The following is a 16,353-nucleotide window of genomic DNA, read 5'->3' as shown; positions in this document are numbered from 1 at the left end:
ACCGTCGGTTCTGTGTTTGCAGCAGAACGTCGCCAGTTGATCCTCGAAATGGTGCGCGCCAACGGAGCCGTGTCGCTCCGCGAGTTGGCCCGCGTCGTCCAGACCTCCGAAGTGACCGTGCGCCGGGACGTACGGGCCCTGGAGGCAGAAGGGCTCCTCGACCGCCGGCACGGCGGCGCGGTGCTCCCCGGCGGCTTCAGCCGCGAACCCGGTTATCCGCAGAAGACCCACCTCTCCGCGGCCGAGAAGAGCGCCATCGCGGACCTCGCCGCCGGCCTGGTGGAGGAGGGCGACCAGGTGGTCGTCGGCGCCGGCACCACCACCCAGGAGCTGGCCCGCCGGCTCGCCCGGGTGCCCGGCCTCACCGTGGTCACCAACTCGCTGCTCGTCGCCCAGGCGCTGGCGCACGCCAACCGGGTGGAGGTGGTGATGACCGGCGGCACCCTGCGGGGCTCCAACTACGCGCTGGTCGGCAGCGGTGCCGAGCAGTCCCTGCACGGGCTGCGGGTCTCCAAGGCCTTCATCTCCGGCAGCGGCCTCACCGCCGAGCGCGGGCTCTCGACCGCGAACATGCTGTCCGCGAGCGTGGACCGGGCGTTGGTGCAGTCGGCCGCCGAGGTCATCGTCCTCGCCGACCACACCAAGCTCGGCGCGGACAGCATGTTCCAGACGGTCGCCTCCGAGGCCATCACGCGGCTGGTCACCGACGAGCACGCGACCGCCGACGACTCCACCGCCCGCGAACTGGACGCCCTCGCCGACCGCGGGGTGCAGATCGACCTCGCGCCGCTCGGCGCCGCCCCGGCCGGGGACGCCCCGGTGCACGGCACCGGCAGCGGCCCCGTCCACCAGACCCAGCCCGGCCCGCTGGCGCGCCGGGCGGCCCTGCCCCCCGGCGGCACCCCGCTGCCCGGCCAGCGCCGCCCCGGCGCGCACGGCGGCCCGGCCGGCATGTCGGTGCGGCTGGCCGAACTGGGCGTCCCGCGCGGGCGGTGAGCCCGGCGCCCGAAGCCGGAAACGCGGCCGGTCCGCACACCCGAAGGTGCACGGACCGGCCGGTGACGTCCGTCAGTCCCCGGAGGGACGCGTCAGTCCTTGATCTCGCAGAGCGCCGCGCCGCTGCTGACGCTCGCGCCCACCTCGGCCTTCAGGCCGACCACGGTGCCCGCCTTGTGCGCGTTCAGCGGCTGCTCCATCTTCATCGCCTCCAGGACCACGATCAGCTCGCCCTCGGCGACGACCTGGCCCTCCTCGACGGCGACCTTGACGATGGTGCCCTGCATCGGCGAGGCCAGCGTGTCGCCGCTGACGGCTGAACCGGCCTTCTTGGCACCCACCCGGCGCTTGGCCTTCGCGGCACCCGCCGCGCCCGCCGCCGGGGCCGCCGAGACGCCCAGGGAGGACGGCAGCGAGACCTCGATCCGCTTGCCGCCGACCTCGACCACGACGGTCTCGCGGCCCTCGGCCTCCTCGCCCTCACCGGGGGCGCCGGCGAACGCGGGGATGGTGTTGTCGAACTCGGTCTCGATCCACCGGGTGTAGACCTTGAACGGCTCGTCGCTGCCGTGGACCTCGGGCGCGAACGCCGGGTCGACGACGACGGCCTGGTGGAACGGGATGGCCGTGGCCATGCCCTCGACCTTGAACTCGGAAAGGGCGCGCTTGGCGCGCTCCAGGGCCTGCTTGCGGTCGCGGCCGGTGACGATCAGCTTGGCCAGCAGCGAGTCCCAGGCGGGGCCGATGACCGAGCCGGTCTCGACGCCGGAGTCCAGACGGACACCCGGGCCGGACGGCGCGGCGAACAGCGTGACGGTGCCGGGCGCGGGCAGGAAGCCCCGGCCCGGGTCCTCGCCGTTGATGCGGAACTCGAAGGAGTGGCCGCGGACCTCAGGGTCGCCGTAGCCCAGCTCCTCGCCGTCGGCGACGCGGAACATCTCGCGGACCAGGTCGATGCCGGTGACCTCCTCGGTCACCGGGTGCTCGACCTGGAGACGGGTGTTGACCTCCAGGAAGGAGATCGTGCCGTCCAGGGCGACGAGGAACTCGCAGGTGCCGGCACCGACGTAGCCGGCCTCCTTCAGGATGGCCTTGGAGGCGCGGTACAGCTCGGCGTTCTGCTCGTCGGTCAGGAACGGCGCGGGCGCCTCCTCGACCAGCTTCTGGTGCCGGCGCTGCAGCGAGCAGTCACGGGTCGAGACGACCACGACGTTGCCGTGCTTGTCGGCGAGGCACTGGGTCTCGACGTGGCGCGGGTTGTCCAGGTAGCGCTCGACGAAGCACTCGCCGCGACCGAAGGCGGCGACCGCCTCGCGCACCGCGGACTCGTACAGCTCCGGGATCTCCTCCAGCGTGCGGGCGACCTTCAGGCCGCGACCGCCGCCGCCGAACGCCGCCTTGATGGCGACCGGAAGGCCGTGCTCCCGCGCGAACGTGACCACCTCGTCGGCGCCCGAGACAGGGTCCGGGGTGCCGGCCACCAGCGGGGCACCGGCGCGCTGCGCCACGTGCCGGGCGGTGACCTTGTCACCGAGGTCACGGATCGCCTGCGGCGGCGGGCCGATCCAGGTCAGGCCCGCGTCGATGACGGCCTGGGCGAAGTCGGCGTTCTCCGACAGAAAGCCGTAGCCGGGGTGGACGGCGTCGGCCCCCGAGTCCGCGGCGGCCTTCAGGACCTTGGCGATGTCCAGGTAACTGGTGCCGGGGGTGTCACCGCCCAGCGCGTAAGCCTCGTCGGCCGCGCGGACGTGCAGCGCATCCCGGTCCGGCTCGGCGTAGACGGCGACGCTGGCGATACCGGCGTCCGAGCAGGCCCGGGCGACGCGGACGGCGATTTCCCCGCGGTTGGCGATGAGCACCTTGCGCACTGTGGCTCCCTTCTTGAACCTGGTCGAGTCTATGGATTCCTGGGCGGTACCGGCGAGTAGCCCCAGGTTGTGAACTATCCCACACGGACCGTGATGTATCCGGCGGCCCTCTGGAGGGCTCGGCGGACGACGTCGCAGGTAGGGGTCCGTGCGGCCGGATCGGGCCGCGGGACGGGGCCTGCCGACGCGGCGGCGTGGCGCGGCGGTGGCCTTAGCCACACTCAAGCGGCACTGGACACCGGGGTGCGGCGCAGGGCGTCGGCCGTCACGTCGGCGGCGAGCTCGACGACGTCGGGGCCGTAAGCCTTGGGATTGACGACCTTGAGGACGAGCACGAAGGTCCCGGCCTGGGCGTGCCGGCGGGCGAGCCTGCGGTGGTTGGCGACCAGGTAGCGGACGGCGGCGTGGTTGGCGACGGCGGTCTGGCCCGCGATGAGGAAGGCCGGCCGGCTGCCAGGCGTCGGATGCAGCCGGGCGAGCAGCACGAAGGAGTGGCCGCCGGTGGGCTCGGTCTCCTTCCCGTACCGGTACTCCTCGGTGCCGACCGTCAGGACCGACACCTGGCCGTCCGGGTCCTGCGCATAGCTCGCTCCGGGCAGCCAGGACGCCAGGTGCGCCGCCGTCCGCTCGTTGCTGACCGGGCCGCCGATGCAGAACTCGGCCTTGTTGCCGAGGCCTTGGCGGACGTCGTCGTGCGGGACCAGCTCGGCCTGCGCCCCGCACTCCTTGACGAGGGCGGCCAGCTCCATCAGCGCGTACACGTCGTTGCGCGAGACACTCTTCGCGCTGGGGGAGACGGGATGCTGGTTCACCACTATCAGGCACTCGCCGCCGGCGGGCAGCCCGAAGAACGCCCGGACCCGCTCGACCTTGCGGCGCCGCCGCAGGGCCTGGGCGAGCCAGCCGAGCCCCGCGCTGATCGCGCTGGCCACCAGTCCCAGCACCACGTTGAGCACGCTGTCGGTCATCGGTGCGTCCCCTCCCGTTCGAAACGGCGGACAGCCTAGCGGGGGGTGCCTGCCGCGACCATCGATGGCGCCTGAGTTGATGCTGGTTGTGCGTCAAATGGCGTTCGGGAAAGGGAAGTTGGCGGCTGGGCTACTTCGCCCAGAGATCGGTGATGCGCACGCCCAGGTCGGCGAGCAGGGTGCGCAGCAGCGGCAGCGAGAGGCCGATGACGTTGCCCGGGTCGCCGTCGATGCCCTCGACGAACGGCGCCGAGCGGCCGTCCAGGGTGAACGCCCCTGCCACGTACAGCGGTTCGCCGGTGGCGATGTAGGCGGCGATCTCGGCGTCGTCCGGGGTGCCGAAGCGGACGGTGGTGGAGGCGGTGGCCGAGGACTGCTCGCCGGTCACGGTGTCGATCACGCAGTGGCCGGTGCGCAGCACGCCGGAGCGGCCGCGCATGGACTGCCAGCGGGCGAGCGCGTCGGCGGCGTCGGCGGGCTTGCCGAGGGCCCGGCCGTCCAGCTCCAGGACGGAGTCGCAGCCGATCACCAGCTCGCCGTCGGTGAGCTCCGCGGCGACGGCCTTGGCCTTGGCCTCGGCGAGGACGAGCGCGAGCTCGCCCGGGGTGGCCGCGCTGATCGCGTCCTCGTCGACGCCGCTGACCACCACGCGCGGGTCGAGGCCCGCCTGGCGCAGCAGCCCGAGGCGGGCGGGGGAGGCGGAGGCGAGGACGAGGGTGCGCGGGTCGGTCATGCCCACCAGCGTAGGGGGTGTGCCGGTGTCCGCCGTTCGGGTGAGGGCGCGCGCTCGGGGTCACAACTTGGTGGCCAGTAAGAGCAGGACGGCGATCACGAGGGCGAAGGCGGCGAGCACCCGGCCGGCGCGGCGCATCTTCTCCTGCACGCGGCGGGCTTCCGGGGACGGCTCGTCGCGGGGGTCTGACCAGAGCACCTGTCCAGGGTGCGTCGCGCGGTGGGTGGGGCGCCTGAGTATCCGTACTCAGGTTTCCGGTGATCCGGGCGCAGGCGCCGGTACGTGCACGGAGTGGGAAGGCGGCCCGGCCGACTTCCCACTCCGCGGGGTGTTCCGGTGTGCGCTCAGTTCGCCCAGCCGGACGTCCGCCAGGCGTTGACGCCGGGGCGGATCGCCGGACGGAGCAGGCGGGCGCGGTCGTTCCACGGGGAGGCCGGGCCGACGCCGGCCCGGCGCGCCGCCTCGGCGGCGGCCTGCGCGGCGGCGGCCCGGGCCTGGACCACCGCCAGGACGGTGGCCAGCTCCTCGGGGGTCGGCTGCCCGTGCAGCACGTGGATCGGGGCCATGGCTCAATCCTCTCGCGACGGCCGTGTTCGGGGCAGGGGCCTACAGGGGGATGTTGCCGTGCTTCTTCGGCGGCAGCACCTCACGCTTGCCGCGCAGCGCCCGCAGGCCGCGGACGATGTGCCGGCGGGTCTCGCTCGGCGGGATGACCGCGTCCACGTAGCCGCGCTCGGCCGCCAGGTAGGGGTTGAGCAGGGTGTCCTCGTACGAGGCGATCAGCTCGGCCCGCTTCTCCTCGGCGGTGCCGGCCGCCTCGGCCTCGGCGATCTCCCGCCGGTGCAGGATGTTGACCGCGCCCTGCGCGCCCATCACGGCGATCTGCGCGGTGGGCCAGGCCAGGTTGAGGTCGGCGCCCAGGTGCTTGGAGCCCATGACGTCGTAGGCGCCGCCGAAGGCCTTTCGGGTGATCACGGTGATCAGCGGGACGGTGGCCTCGGCGTAGGCGTAGATCAGCTTGGCGCCGCGGCGGATGATGCCGTCCCACTCCTGCTCGGTGCCGGGCAGGAAGCCGGGCACGTCGACGAAGGTCAGCACCGGGATGTTGAAGCTGTCGCAGGTCCGGATGAACCGCGCGGCCTTCTCGCTGGCGTTGATGTCCAGGCAGCCGGCCAGGTCCATCGGCTGGCTGCCGACGATGCCGACCGGGTGGCCCTCGACCCGGCCGAAGCCGGTGATGATGTTGCCGGCGAACAGCGGCTGGGTCTCCAGGAACTCGCCGTCGTCGACGACGTGCTCGATCACCTTGTGCATGTCGTACGGCTGGTTCGCCGAGTCCGGCACGATGGTGTCGAGTTCGAGGTCCTCGGCAGTGACCTCGGTGAGCGAGAGGCCGTACGACTGGTCGGGGTAGGACGGCGGGTCACTCAGGTTGTTGGAGGGCAGGTACGAGAGCAGGCTCTTGACGTACTCGATCGCCTCCTTCTCGTCCGTGGCCAGGTAGTGCGCGTTGCCGGACTTGGTGTTGTGGGTGCGGGCGCCGCCCAGCTCCTCCATGCCGACGTCCTCGCCGGTGACGGTCTTGATCACGTCGGGGCCGGTGATGAACATGTGCGAGGTCTGGTCGGCCATCACCACGAAGTCGGTGATCGCGGGGGAGTACACCGCGCCGCCCGCGCAGGGGCCCATGATCAGCGAGATCTGCGGGATCACCCCGGAGGCGTGCACGTTGCGGCGGAAGATCTCGCCGTACAGGCCGAGCGAGACCACGCCCTCCTGGATCCGGGCGCCACCGGAGTCGTTGATGCCGATGACCGGGCAGCCGGTCTTCAGCGCGAAGTCCATCACCTTGACGATCTTCTCGCCGAAGACCTCGCCGAGCGAGCCGCCGAACACCGTGAAGTCCTGCGCGAACACGGCGACCTGGCGGCCGTCCACGGTGCCGTAGCCGGTGACCACGCCGTCGCCGTACGGGCGGTTCTTCTCCTGCCCGAAGTTGGTCGAGCGGTGCCGGGCGAACTCGTCGAACTCGACGAACGAGTCCTCGTCCAGCAGCTCCACGACCCGCTCCCGGGCCGTCAGCTTGCCCTTGGCGTGCTGCTTCTCCACGGCCTTTGCGGAGCCGGAGTGCACCGCCTCGTCGATCCTGCGCCGAAGGTCGGCGAGCTTGCCGGCGGTGGTGTGGGGGTCGTACGGCGCCTCGGTCATCCGGTGGCTCTCCCTGATCATCGGCCGCGACCTGTTCGGTTGCGCGCGGGCCGGAACGGGGCTCGCGCAGGAGGGCAGGGCGGCGCTGCGAACTACCGTTGAGTAGCGTAGCCAGCACGGAGGGCCAACGTAATGTCCAGCCGTTATGGTCAGCGACACAGTGTTGTTAACGCCCGTTCTGCGGGACAATCGGGCGGCCTACGCCTCTAGTCTTCTGGCCATGACCGCACCCGAATCCCCCCGCCGCAGTGGACTGCGCGGCCTCGGCCATGTCGGGCCGTCGCCGTGGACCGACCTGGACCGGCCGCCGCTGGACGAGGAGGCGCTGCGCCGCGACCTGGTGCTCCCCGGCGGGCTCTGGACCTCGCTCGACGTCGTCACCGAGACCGGCTCCACCAACAACGACCTCGCGGCCCGGGCCCGGGCCGGCGCGCCGCAGGGGGCCGTCCTGGTGGCCGAGGCGCAGAGCGCCGGGCGTGGGCGGCTGGAGCGGCAGTGGACGGCGCCGGCTCGGTCCGGGCTGTTCCTCTCCGTCCTGCTGCGTCCCGAGGAGGTACCGGTCGAGCGGTACGGCTGGCTGCCGATCCTGGTCGGCGTGGCCGCCGCCAGCACGCTGAGCCGGGTCGCCGGGGTGGAGGTCGGGCTGAAGTGGCCCAACGACCTCCAGGTGGAGATCGACGGCGTGGAACGCAAGCTCGGCGGCATCCTCACCGAGCTGAGCGGCGGCGCGGTCGTCGTCGGTCTCGGCATCAACGTCTCGCTGCGCGACGCCGAACTGCCCGTCCCCACCGCCGCCTCCCTCGCGCTGGCCGGCGCCACGGTCACGGACCGGGCCATACTGCTGCGCGCCCTGCTGCGCGAGTTCGCCGACCTGTACGCCGACTGGACGGCCACCGCCGGCGACCCGCACGCCAGCGAACTGCTCCCCGCCTACGTGGACCGCTGCACCACGCTCGGCCGCCAGGTCAGGGTGCACCTCCCGGGCGACCGCGAGCTCACCGGCGAGGCGGTGGCCGTCGACGGCGACGGGCGCCTGGTGGTGCGCACCCCCGACGGCGCACGGCGCGCGGTGGGCGCGGGAGACGTCGTCCACGTGCGCCCCGAAGCCCGCTGAAACGGCAGTCTTCACCTCCCTTTGACTCGGGCGGATGCTCCGGATCACGCGATTCCGTGCGAACATTCCACCTGGCAGCGGTGTGAGGCGCGCCACTGCCCGCCGGGTGGCGGGCGCGCCCGAACAGGCAGGACACGAGGCAAGTGCGGCAACCGCACGGGGACGGACCGGTGGCAGAGGACGGCAGCAGCGGCGGGACGGCGGGCACCCACGACCAGACGGTCGCGCTCGAACTCGAACGCCTGATCCTGGACGCGCCACGCCGCTACACCCCGTACCAGGCCGCGCGCGCCGCCGACGTCCCGATGGAGCTGGCCACCCGGTTCTGGCGGGCCATGGGCTTCCCCGACATCGGGCAGTCCCGGGCGCTCACCGACGGTGACGTGATCGCGCTGCGCAGGCTCGCCGGCCTGGTCGAGTCCGGCCTGCTCAGCGAGTCGATGGCGATCCAGGTGGCCCGCTCCACCGGACAGACCACCGCGCGGCTGGCCGGCTGGCAGATGGACACGTTCCTGGAGAACCTCACCCAGTCCGTCGAACCCGGCCTGACCCGCGCCGACGTCGCCTACCCGCTGGTCGAACTGCTGCTGCCCGAGCTCGAGCAGTTCCTCGTCTACGTCTGGCGGCGCCAGCTCGCCGCCGTCACCGGCCGGGTCGTCCAGGCCGCCGAGGACCACGAGATGACCAGCGGCCGGCTCGCCGTCGGCTTCGCCGACCTGGTGGGCTTCACCCGGCTCTCCCGCCGGCTGGAGGAGGAGGAACTCGGCGAACTCGTCGAGACCTTCGAGAACACCTGCTCCGACCTGATCGTCGGGCAGGGCGGCCGGGTCATCAAGACCCTCGGCGACGAGATCCTCTACGTCTCCGAGGACCCGGCGACCGCCGCCGAGATCGCGCTCAGCCTGATCGAGGCGCTGGCCGAGGACGACACCATCCCCGCGCTGCGGGTCGGCATGGCCTTCGGCACCGTCACCTCGCGGATGGGCGACGTCTTCGGCACCACCGTCAACCTGGCCAGCCGGCTCACCTCGATCGCCCCCAAGGACGCCGTGCTGATCGACGGCGAGTTCGCTGCCGCGCTGGAGCAGAACGGCAGCGTCGCGCCCGCCGACACGGACGGGCCCGGCCTCGCCGAGGCGCTCTCGGCCGCCGCCGGGATGCCGGCCTCCGGCCTGCCGGTGCCGGGCCCGGACGCCGGGCACCGCTTCAACCTCCAGCCGATGTGGCGCCGCCCGGTGCGCGGGCTCGGCCTGGTCGAGCCGTGGCTGCTGTCGCGCCGGCTCAAGGCGGAGTAGTCCCGCGTGTCGCGCTGCGGGTGCCGAACGGTTGAAGCCCGTACGGTCGGTGCGGGTCCGTCCCGACAAACGGGGCATAACCGAACGAAATCGCCATAGTCTTGGTGCGAGCGGCCGGACGGGTGCGGCCGCTTCGGGGATCTGGCAGGACCGGGCACGGACCACCACGGCCGAGCGCGGACTGGCAGGACCGAGCACGGAAGCGAGGCGAGCCGGTGAGCAGTGAGGCGATCACGACGGAGCGCGGCTGCGACGGTGACCCTTCGCAGCAGCCGACCGCCGCCCTGCCGGACCTGCGGCTGCGGTCCGTGGTCGAGCTCGCCCAGGACATGGCCGGGGCGCTCACCCCGCTGGAGGCCGTCCGGGCCGCCGCCGTCCGGGCCACCGAGGCGCTCGACGCCACCATGTCCGCCGTGTCCGTCTGGGACCGCGAATCCGGCCGGCTCCGGGTGCTCGTCAACCACGGCGACCTCGCCCCCGGCGAGGAGGAACTGCCCGAGGACGAGTCCTACCCGGTGGCCGACTTCCCCGAGATCGTCACCTACCTGGAGGAGCGCTGGACCACCGGGCGGCTGCCGCGCGCCTGGCTCCAGACCGCGGAGGGCACCGAACCGCACGCCGGGCACAAACACCCCACCGCCGGCGCCTACTGCCAGGAACGCGCCGCGGCGCTGCGCCGGCGCGGACGGGCCTGCTGTGTGGTCGCGCCGATCGTCCTGCACGGGCAGGCCTGGGGCGAGCTGTACGTCGCCCGGTCCGTCGGCATGCCCCGGTTCACCGAGGCCGACGCCGACTACGCCACCCTGCTCGCCGCCCAGATCTCGGCCGGCCTCGCCCAGACCGAACGCCTCGCGGACCTGCGCAAACTCGCCTTCTCCGACCCGCTCACCGGCCTCGCGAACCGGCGCGCGGTGGACGCCCGGCTGGAGAGCGCCCTGGAGGCGCACAACCGCGACAACACCGTGGTCTCGCTGGTCGTCTGCGACGTGAACGGGCTCAAGCGGGTCAACGACCAGCTCGGCCACGAGATGGGCGACCGGCTGCTGGAACGGTTCGCCCACCAGTTGTCGCTGGCCGCCGCCAAACTGGCCGGCAGCCTGGCGGCGCGGCTCGGAGGGGACGAGTTCTGCCTGCTGGCGGAGGGGCAGAAGGCCGACGAGGTCGTGGCCGTCGCCGAGGAGCTGTGCGCGCGGGCACTGGCGCTGTCCGAAGGCGAGGGCGTCGCATGCGGCGTGGCGTCGACGGGCGACTCCATCGGCCCCGTCACGACCCCCGACCGGCTCTTCCGGCTCGCCGACGCCGCCCAGTACCGCGCCAAGGCCGCCCGCGCCGCCCACCCCGTCGTCGCCGGCCGCAGCCACGGCCCCGGCTTCGCGCCCGACCCCACCGTGCTGCTCGCCGACGCCGCCGACCCCCACCACCGCGCCGACGGCCGCGGCCGCCCCACCGGGCGGGCCGGGGCCGGGGACCGCCGGCGCATCCGCGGCGCCGCCCACAGCGCCGACCCCGGGCAGCTGCTCACCGCCGTCCTCTCCTCGCTCGACCAGCGCGGCGCCACCCGGGCCGTCCACGCCGCCGACACCCTCGGCAAGCTCGTCGTCGTCGCCGAGACGGCCGCCCGGCTGCTCGATGCCGTCGGCTGGTGGGTCTCCTACGTGCCGCCCGGCTCCCAGCTGATGCACACCGCCCAGCACGCCGTCTACCGCATGACCAGCGGCCCGAGCAGCACCCGCGCGGAGACCCAGCGCGCCCGGATCGAGGCCCCCGACGCCGTCTTCGACCTCAGCCACTACCCCATGACCCGCCGTGCCGTCCGCGGTGGCGCCTTCGCCCTGCGTGCCGGCGCCGCCGGCAACGACCCGGCCGAGGAAGCCATGCTGCTCGTCTCCGGCTACCGCGGCATGGTCGCGGCCGGAGGCCAGAACGCCGCGGGTGGTTGGCTCGTGGAACTCTTCGCCGACGACGCCACCCTGCCGTTGGGTCAGGCCGCCGGCGCCATGCGTGCCCTGGTGGCCGTGGCCCTGGCGGGCCCGGCCTCCCCGCCCGCGATGTGAGCGGGTACCGGTCCGCGTAGTTGCTCGACACGGGGCGTGGGGCTCGGCCGTCCTGCCCGGGCCGTCCGCGGATGTACCGGTTCGGTGACTGCGGTGTCGCGGGTGGGTCGCGGTTGTGGGGTTGGGGGTGTCGGGCGGATCCGGGGCGGTGGGATGGTGGCGGGCGGCGGGGGCGTGCCGAGGAACAGGGATGGGGCCGTGGGCAGACGGTTGGTGAGTGTGGCGGTCGCGGGGGTGCTGGCCTTCGGGGGCGCGGTGGCGATGGCCGGGCCGGCGCAGGCGGTGCCGGTGGTGCGGACGGTCGCCGGGGTGCCCGGGGTGCCGGTGCCGGCGCACGTGGTGGTCGGGTCGCACCACGTCACCGAGGTGGCGTCGTCGCGCTACAAGCGGAAGAAGCGCAGTGTCGTCGGGCGGGCGTTCGGCTGGGCGGTCGGCCGGGTGTTCGGGTTCTTCATGATCCTGCTGCTGGTCACCGCACTGATCGTCGTGCTGGTCGTGGTCAGCCGCCGCAAGCGGACTTGAGGGCGCGCGACAGGGCCCCGGCTCAGGGGGCGCGAGTGAGCGCGGGCTCGGCGATCCGGTCCGGCCGGGTGTAGACGTTCGCGCTCTCCCCGCGCAGGAAGCCGACCAGTGTCAGGCCCAGCTCCTCCGCCAGATCCACCGCGAGCGAGGAGGGCGCCGAGACGGCCGCGAGCAGCGGGACCCCGGCCAGCGCGGCCTTCTGGGTCAGCTCGAACGAGGCCCGGCCGCTGACCAGCAGGACGTGCCCGGTCAGCGGCAGCCGGCCCTCGCGCAGCGCCCAGCCGACCACCTTGTCCACCGCGTTGTGCCGCCCGACGTCCTCGCGGGCGCACAGCAGCTCGCCGGTCGCCGCGTCGAACAGGCCGGCTGCGTGCAGGCCGCCGGTGGACTCGAAGGTGCGCTGGGCGGCGCGTAGGCGGTCCGGCAGGCCGTACAGCAGGGACGGCTCGACGCTGAGCGGGTCCTCGGCGACCGGGTGCCGCACGTGGGTGCGGACCGCGTCGACGGTGTCCCGGCCGCAGAGGCCGCAGGCGCTGGTGGTGAGCAGGTTGCGGTGGGCGGAGAGCGGCAGTGCGCGGGCCGCGCCGCGCAGGGTGGCGTCGACGACGTTGTAGGTGTTGGCGCCCGCCTCGTCCGTCCCGGCGCAGTACCGCAGGGCGGCCAGCTCCTCCGCGGCGTGGACGAGGCCCTCGCCGACCAGGAAGCCGGCCACCAGGTCGAAGTCCTGCCCGGGCGTGCGCATGGTGACGGTCAGCGGCTCGCCGCCGACCCGGATCTCCAGCGGCTCCTCGGCCGCCAGCGCGTCCGGTCGCACCCCGCGCCCGTCTCCCCGCAGCCGTACCACTCGCCGCCGCGCCGTCGCCCGCGTCATCGCCCCGCCACCTCCGTACGTATCCGTGCCCCACCAGCGTGCGGCATGCCGGGACCGATGGCCATCACCGGCCCCATCCTCGGACTCGCACCCGCATGTGGCGGCCGGAGTGCGGCGCCGCGTGGGGCGGCGGAGAATCCGAATGGCGAGTACCTGTTGTCATATTCTCATTCACCTGATGTGATGGTGTATATGGATATGCACAGTGCTGCGGCCCCCGACGCGTCCCTCGTCCAGGTCGGCAAGGCCGACGTCAGCGCCGAGGACGTGCTGGCCGTTGCCCGGGGTAACGCCCGGGTCGAGATCGGTCCCGACGCGCTCGCCGAGATGGCGGCGGCCCGGGCGCGGATCGATGCTCTCGCGGCCGAGCCGCGTCCCGTCTACGGCGTGTCCACCGGTTTCGGTGCGCTCGCCGTCCGCCACATCAGCCCCGAACTGCGCGCGCAGCTCCAGCGCTCGCTGGTGCGCTCGCACGCGGCCGGGATGGGCCCGGTCGTGGAGCGCGAGGTGGTCCGGGCGCTGATGTTCCTGCGGATGAAGACGCTGGCCTCCGGCCGCACCGGCGTGCGCCCGCTGGTCGCCGAGACCATGGCCGCCCTGCTCAACGCGGGCATCACCCCGGTGGTCCGGGAGTTCGGTTCGCTCGGCTGCTCCGGTGACCTCGCGCCGCTCTCGCACTGCGCGCTGGTCCTGATGGGCGAGGGCGTGGCCACCGGCCCGGACGGCGTGGAGAAGCCCGCCGGCGAGCTGCTCGCCGCGGCCGGGATCGAGCCGGTGGAGCTGCTGGAGAAGGAGGGCCTGGCCCTCATCAACGGCACCGACGGCATGCTCGGCATGCTGGTGATGGCCATCGCCGACCTCCAGCGGCTGTTCACCACCGCCGACATCACCGCCGCGATGAGCCTGGAGGCTCTGCTCGGCTCCGACAAGGTGCTCGCCCCCGAGCTGCACGCCCCGATCCGCCCGCACCCGGGCCAGGCGCTGAGCGCGGCCAACATGCTGGCCGTCCTCAAGGACTCCGGCCTCACCGGCCACCACCAGGACGACGCGCCGCGGGTGCAGGACGCCTACTCGATCCGCTGCGCCCCGCAGGTGGCCGGCGCGGGCCGGGACACCGTCGCGCACGCCCGGCTGGTCGCCTCGCGCGAGCTGGCCGCCTCGGTGGACAACCCGGTGGTGCTGCCGGACGGCCGGGTGGAGTCCAACGGCAACTTCCACGGTGCGCCGGTGGCGTACGTGCTGGACTTCCTCGCCATCGCGGCCGCCGACCTCGGCTCGATCTCCGAGCGGCGCACCGACCGGCTGCTGGACAAGGCCCGTTCGCACGGCCTGCCGGCCTTCCTGGCCGACGACCCGGGCGTGGACTCCGGTCTGATGATCGCCCAGTACACCCAGGCGGCGCTGGTCAGCGAGAACAAGCGGCTCGCCGTCCCGGCGTCGGTCGACTCGATCCCGTCCTCCGCGATGCAGGAGGACCACGTGTCGATGGGCTGGTCGGCCGCCCGCAAGCTGCGCCAGGCGGTCGAGAACCTGGGTCGGATCCTGGCCGTCGAGCTCACCGCCGCCGCCCGCGCGCTGGAGATCCGTCAGCAGGCGGACGCGGCCGGCCGGATCGCTCCGGCCACCGCCGCCGCGCTGGCCGTGGCCCGGGAGGCGGGGGTCGGCGGTGCCGGCCGCGACCGCTTCCTGTCGCCGGACCTGGAGGCCGCCGCCGCGCTGGTCGCCTCCGGGGAGCTGGTGCGGGCGGTCGAGAAGGTCACCGGCCCGCTGGCCTGACCGGCCGGGTGCGGGGCGGCCGGGCTCAGTCCCAGTCGCCCCGCGACCGGTCCGGGCGGTCCTCGCGGTCCCGGCGGTCGCCGAACGCGGCGGCGAAGTTGACCCCGACGATGCCCGCCCAGCAGGCGAACAGGCCGACCAGCCCGCCGCTCTCGGGGCTGCTGGCGATCGCGGTGAGCGGGATGCCGAGCGCCAGCGAGATCACGGCTAGCCGCGAACCCGGGCGGCCGGACCAGCCGGAGCGGCGCGGACGGTGCCGGCGGGCGGGCTCGTACTCGTCGAGGTGCTCGGCCACCCGGTGCGCGACCCTGCTGTCCAGCCGGGCGTCCAGGCGGGACTCGAGCCGGGTCAGGAACGAGTCGACCAGCTCCGACTCGTACTCCTTGCCGAGTTCCTTGCGGGCCTGCAGGGTGGCGTCGAGGTCGCGCCGCAGTTCGTCCTGGCGAGTGTCCATGGGCACCAGCGTGGGCCCGCGACGGGGCCGGGTCCATCCGTTCGCGGGGGTAATCCGGGCGGGCTCAGGGACAAATCAGGGTTACCCCGAGCCTGTCCGCCAACCGGGACGTCTCACCGGGCGTCCCGCCGTACGAGACGTCTTTGCCAGGTGCGGCGCGCTGCTGCACAGTCGTCGTCTGAGTTGCTCGCATCCGGAGGTACCGCTGATGACCGCCATCGATGAGACCGGCACGGTCGGTCCCTCCGCGCGGCTGCTCCAGCTCTTCGAGGGGCACCGGCTGACGCCGACCCAGCGGCGGATCGCGCACTCGCTGGTCCGGCACGCCAACGAGGCGCCGTTCCTGTCCAGCGTGGAGGTCGCCGAACTCGCGGGGGTCAGCCAGCCGTCCGTCACCCGCTTCGCGGTGGCCCTCGGTTACGACGGCTACCCGGCGCTGCGCAGGCAGCTGCGCGAGAGGCTCGGCGCGGGCGAGCCGCCCGCCCCGGAGACGCCGGACGACGCCGTGCGCAACGAGCACCAGCAGGCCGTGCTCGCCGAGATCGAGCACCTGCGCCACCTCGCCGACCTGCTCGCCGACCCCGAGCCGATCATCCGCGCGGCCCGGCTGCTCGCCGCCTCCCGCCCGCTGCCGGTGCTCGGCCTGCGGGCCGCCTCCGCGCAGGCGCGCGGCTTCGCGTACTTCGCCGCCAAGGTGCACCCGGACATCCGGCTGCTCGACGAGGGCGGCAGCATGCTCGCCGACCGGCTGGAGCAGGCCGCCGCGGCCGGCGCCACCGCGCTGCTCTGCTTCGCGCTGCCGCGCTACCCGCGGGAGCTGATGGACGCTCTGGCGGTGGCCCGGGAGTGCGGGTTGACGGTGCTGACGGTCGCCGACAGCGCGTTCGCGCCGGTCGCCAAGCTCTCCGACCTGATGCTGCCCGCGGCCGTCGGCACCGGGCTGGTCTTCGACACGGCGTGCGCGCCGATGATGCTCGGTCGGGTGTTGCTGCAGACCATGTGCGACGAACTCCCGGGTGCCGAGGCCAGGTTGGAGGCCATCGAGCATTCGGCGGCCGCGCGTGGCCTGTTCCTGGAGTAACCGGACACAGTCTGGAGTGGGCGCGGTTTGGAGTAGTCGTCACAAACCCGGGCATCCCCTACTGCAGGGGGTGCCGCCCATGCGCGTGATCCACGAGATGAAGTTCGTCGCCCGGCTGGCCTCGGGCGCCGACGAATGGTCCTGCCCCGCCTGCGGACGCCGCGTCACCCTGCGGCGCCTGCCCGATCCCGAACTGACCGTCCTCGACCCGGGCGACGAGTCCGCCGTCCACGTCGGCGTCATCGAACCGGACGGCCGGGCCGCCGCGGCCGCCGAGAAGTACGGCCTCGGCCCGGTCCAGGACATCCCGCGCCCGCCGGCGCCCGCCGCTCCCGCCTCACCCGACGCCGACGACCGCCGCTGGCTGGCCGAGATCGGCATCGACTGGGACGGTGACGCCGCCGCCTGAGGCC

At 73.6% G+C, this 16,353-nt stretch carries 15 protein-coding genes and 1 pseudogene; 8 read left to right on the top strand and 8 right to left on the bottom strand.

The genetic code is table 11. The features are described 5' to 3' along the window. Positions 1–48 precede the first annotated feature (48 nt). Positions 49–996 (top strand): DeoR/GlpR family DNA-binding transcription regulator, encoded by a 948-nt coding sequence (locus tag F7Q99_RS09735; protein ID WP_153466001.1) that lies wholly within the window; start codon positions 49–51, stop codon positions 994–996. 92 nt (positions 997–1,088) lie between these two features. Here F7Q99_RS09735 and F7Q99_RS09730 read toward each other — a convergent pair whose 3' ends face one another. From F7Q99_RS09730 to F7Q99_RS09710, 6 genes are all read right to left on the bottom strand, one after another. After that, entirely contained in the window at positions 1,089–2,864 is a 1,776-nt protein-coding gene (locus F7Q99_RS09730; RefSeq protein WP_326846475.1) for an acetyl/propionyl/methylcrotonyl-CoA carboxylase subunit alpha, read from the bottom strand. A gap of 221 nt (positions 2,865–3,085) precedes the next feature. Next, positions 3,086–3,832 carry a hypothetical protein gene (locus F7Q99_RS09725; protein ID WP_153460902.1) on the bottom strand — a complete coding sequence of 249 codons (747 nt, stop codon included), beginning with the start codon at positions 3,830–3,832 and terminating at the stop codon, positions 3,086–3,088. A gap of 130 nt (positions 3,833–3,962) precedes the next feature. Then, on the bottom strand, positions 3,963–4,565 hold the full coding sequence (locus tag F7Q99_RS09720; RefSeq protein WP_153460901.1) for a nucleoside triphosphate pyrophosphatase: 603 nt from the start codon (positions 4,563–4,565) through the stop codon (positions 3,963–3,965). A gap of 60 nt (positions 4,566–4,625) precedes the next feature. Next, the gene (gene mmpB, locus F7Q99_RS40350; protein WP_326846474.1) at positions 4,626–4,763 is read right to left on the bottom strand and encodes a morphogenic membrane protein MmpB; all 138 of its coding nucleotides are present in this window, start codon (positions 4,761–4,763) and stop codon (positions 4,626–4,628) included. 146 nt (positions 4,764–4,909) lie between these two features. Beyond that, positions 4,910–5,131, bottom strand: a complete 222-nt coding sequence (locus F7Q99_RS09715; RefSeq protein WP_153460900.1) for an acyl-CoA carboxylase epsilon subunit — start codon at positions 5,129–5,131, stop codon at positions 4,910–4,912. Between the two features lie 40 nt (positions 5,132–5,171). Next, positions 5,172–6,773 (bottom strand): acyl-CoA carboxylase subunit beta, encoded by a 1,602-nt coding sequence (locus F7Q99_RS09710; RefSeq protein ID WP_153460899.1) that lies wholly within the window; start codon positions 6,771–6,773, stop codon positions 5,172–5,174. Positions 6,774–6,993: 220 nt separating this feature from the next. On the opposite strand from F7Q99_RS09710, the gene F7Q99_RS09705 reads away from it, so the two are divergent. The 4 genes and pseudogenes from F7Q99_RS09705 to F7Q99_RS09690 all read left to right on the top strand — a co-directional run bounded on the left by F7Q99_RS09705 (position 6,994) and on the right by F7Q99_RS09690 (position 11,758). Continuing rightward, positions 6,994–7,887 (top strand): biotin--[acetyl-CoA-carboxylase] ligase, encoded by an 894-nt coding sequence (locus tag F7Q99_RS09705; RefSeq protein ID WP_153460898.1) that lies wholly within the window; start codon positions 6,994–6,996, stop codon positions 7,885–7,887. Positions 7,888–8,057: 170 nt separating this feature from the next. Further along, positions 8,058–9,182: an adenylate/guanylate cyclase domain-containing protein gene (locus tag F7Q99_RS09700; RefSeq protein ID WP_326846473.1), complete on the top strand. Its 1,125-nt coding sequence runs from the start codon at positions 8,058–8,060 to the stop codon at positions 9,180–9,182. A gap of 329 nt (positions 9,183–9,511) precedes the next feature. Beyond that, positions 9,512–10,654, top strand: a pseudogene (locus F7Q99_RS40985) (diguanylate cyclase domain-containing protein); the annotation flags it as partial. A 780-nt stretch (positions 10,655–11,434) separates the two neighbouring features. Next, positions 11,435–11,758 (top strand): hypothetical protein, encoded by a 324-nt coding sequence (locus tag F7Q99_RS09690; RefSeq protein ID WP_153460896.1) that lies wholly within the window; start codon positions 11,435–11,437, stop codon positions 11,756–11,758. A gap of 22 nt (positions 11,759–11,780) precedes the next feature. On the opposite strand, the gene fdhD is transcribed toward F7Q99_RS09690, so the two are convergent. Continuing rightward, positions 11,781–12,629 carry a formate dehydrogenase accessory sulfurtransferase FdhD gene (gene fdhD, locus F7Q99_RS09685; RefSeq protein WP_153460895.1) on the bottom strand — a complete coding sequence of 283 codons (849 nt, stop codon included), beginning with the start codon at positions 12,627–12,629 and terminating at the stop codon, positions 11,781–11,783. A gap of 198 nt (positions 12,630–12,827) precedes the next feature. On the opposite strand from fdhD, the gene hutH reads away from it, so the two are divergent. Continuing rightward, the gene (gene hutH / locus F7Q99_RS09680; protein ID WP_153460894.1) at positions 12,828–14,405 is read left to right on the top strand and encodes a histidine ammonia-lyase; all 1,578 of its coding nucleotides are present in this window, start codon (positions 12,828–12,830) and stop codon (positions 14,403–14,405) included. 25 nt (positions 14,406–14,430) lie between these two features. Here the strand turns inward: hutH and F7Q99_RS09675 are convergent, their stop codons facing one another. Beyond that, complete coding sequence (locus F7Q99_RS09675; protein WP_153460893.1) at positions 14,431–14,859, bottom strand: hypothetical protein; 429 nt, start codon at positions 14,857–14,859, stop codon at positions 14,431–14,433. A 208-nt stretch (positions 14,860–15,067) separates the two neighbouring features. Here F7Q99_RS09675 and F7Q99_RS09670 point away from each other — a divergent pair, with 208 nt between their 5' ends. Together F7Q99_RS09670 and F7Q99_RS09665 are read left to right on the top strand one after the other, a co-directional pair. Beyond that, complete coding sequence (locus tag F7Q99_RS09670) at positions 15,068–15,940, top strand: MurR/RpiR family transcriptional regulator (protein ID WP_153460892.1); 873 nt, start codon at positions 15,068–15,070, stop codon at positions 15,938–15,940. A 79-nt stretch (positions 15,941–16,019) separates the two neighbouring features. Continuing rightward, positions 16,020–16,349, top strand: coding sequence for a hypothetical protein (locus F7Q99_RS09665; protein ID WP_153460891.1), 330 nt, complete (start codon positions 16,020–16,022; stop codon positions 16,347–16,349). Positions 16,350–16,353 lie beyond the last annotated feature (4 nt).

Origin of the sequence: Streptomyces kaniharaensis (assembly GCF_009569385.1) — a bacterium.
GTDB lineage: Bacteria > Actinomycetota > Actinomycetes > Streptomycetales > Streptomycetaceae > Kitasatospora > Kitasatospora kaniharaensis.
Note: the sequence above shows the minus strand (reverse complement) of the source record. Positions and strands in the feature narration are given on the sequence as shown.

Excerpts from the sequence above, each read along its gene's own strand:
- F7Q99_RS09725 (WP_153460902.1), bottom strand. The coding sequence starts at position 3,832 with ATGACCGACAGCGTGCTCAACGTGGTGCTGGGACTGGTGGCCAGCGCG.
- fdhD (WP_153460895.1), bottom strand. The coding sequence starts at position 12,629 with ATGACGCGGGCGACGGCGCGGCGGCGAGTGGTACGGCTGCGGGGAGAC.
- F7Q99_RS09665 (WP_153460891.1), top strand. The coding sequence starts at position 16,020 with ATGCGCGTGATCCACGAGATGAAGTTCGTCGCCCGGCTGGCCTCGGGC.
- F7Q99_RS09705 (WP_153460898.1), top strand. The coding sequence starts at position 6,994 with ATGACCGCACCCGAATCCCCCCGCCGCAGTGGACTGCGCGGCCTCGGC.
- F7Q99_RS09735 (WP_153466001.1), top strand. The coding sequence starts at position 49 with ATGGTGCGCGCCAACGGAGCCGTGTCGCTCCGCGAGTTGGCCCGCGTC.
- F7Q99_RS09675 (WP_153460893.1), bottom strand. The coding sequence starts at position 14,859 with ATGGACACTCGCCAGGACGAACTGCGGCGCGACCTCGACGCCACCCTG.
- F7Q99_RS09715 (WP_153460900.1), bottom strand. The coding sequence starts at position 5,131 with ATGGCCCCGATCCACGTGCTGCACGGGCAGCCGACCCCCGAGGAGCTG.
- hutH (WP_153460894.1), top strand. The coding sequence starts at position 12,828 with ATGCACAGTGCTGCGGCCCCCGACGCGTCCCTCGTCCAGGTCGGCAAG.
- F7Q99_RS09670 (WP_153460892.1), top strand. The coding sequence starts at position 15,068 with ATGACCGCCATCGATGAGACCGGCACGGTCGGTCCCTCCGCGCGGCTG.
- F7Q99_RS09720 (WP_153460901.1), bottom strand. The coding sequence starts at position 4,565 with ATGACCGACCCGCGCACCCTCGTCCTCGCCTCCGCCTCCCCCGCCCGC.
- F7Q99_RS09710 (WP_153460899.1), bottom strand. The coding sequence starts at position 6,773 with ATGACCGAGGCGCCGTACGACCCCCACACCACCGCCGGCAAGCTCGCC.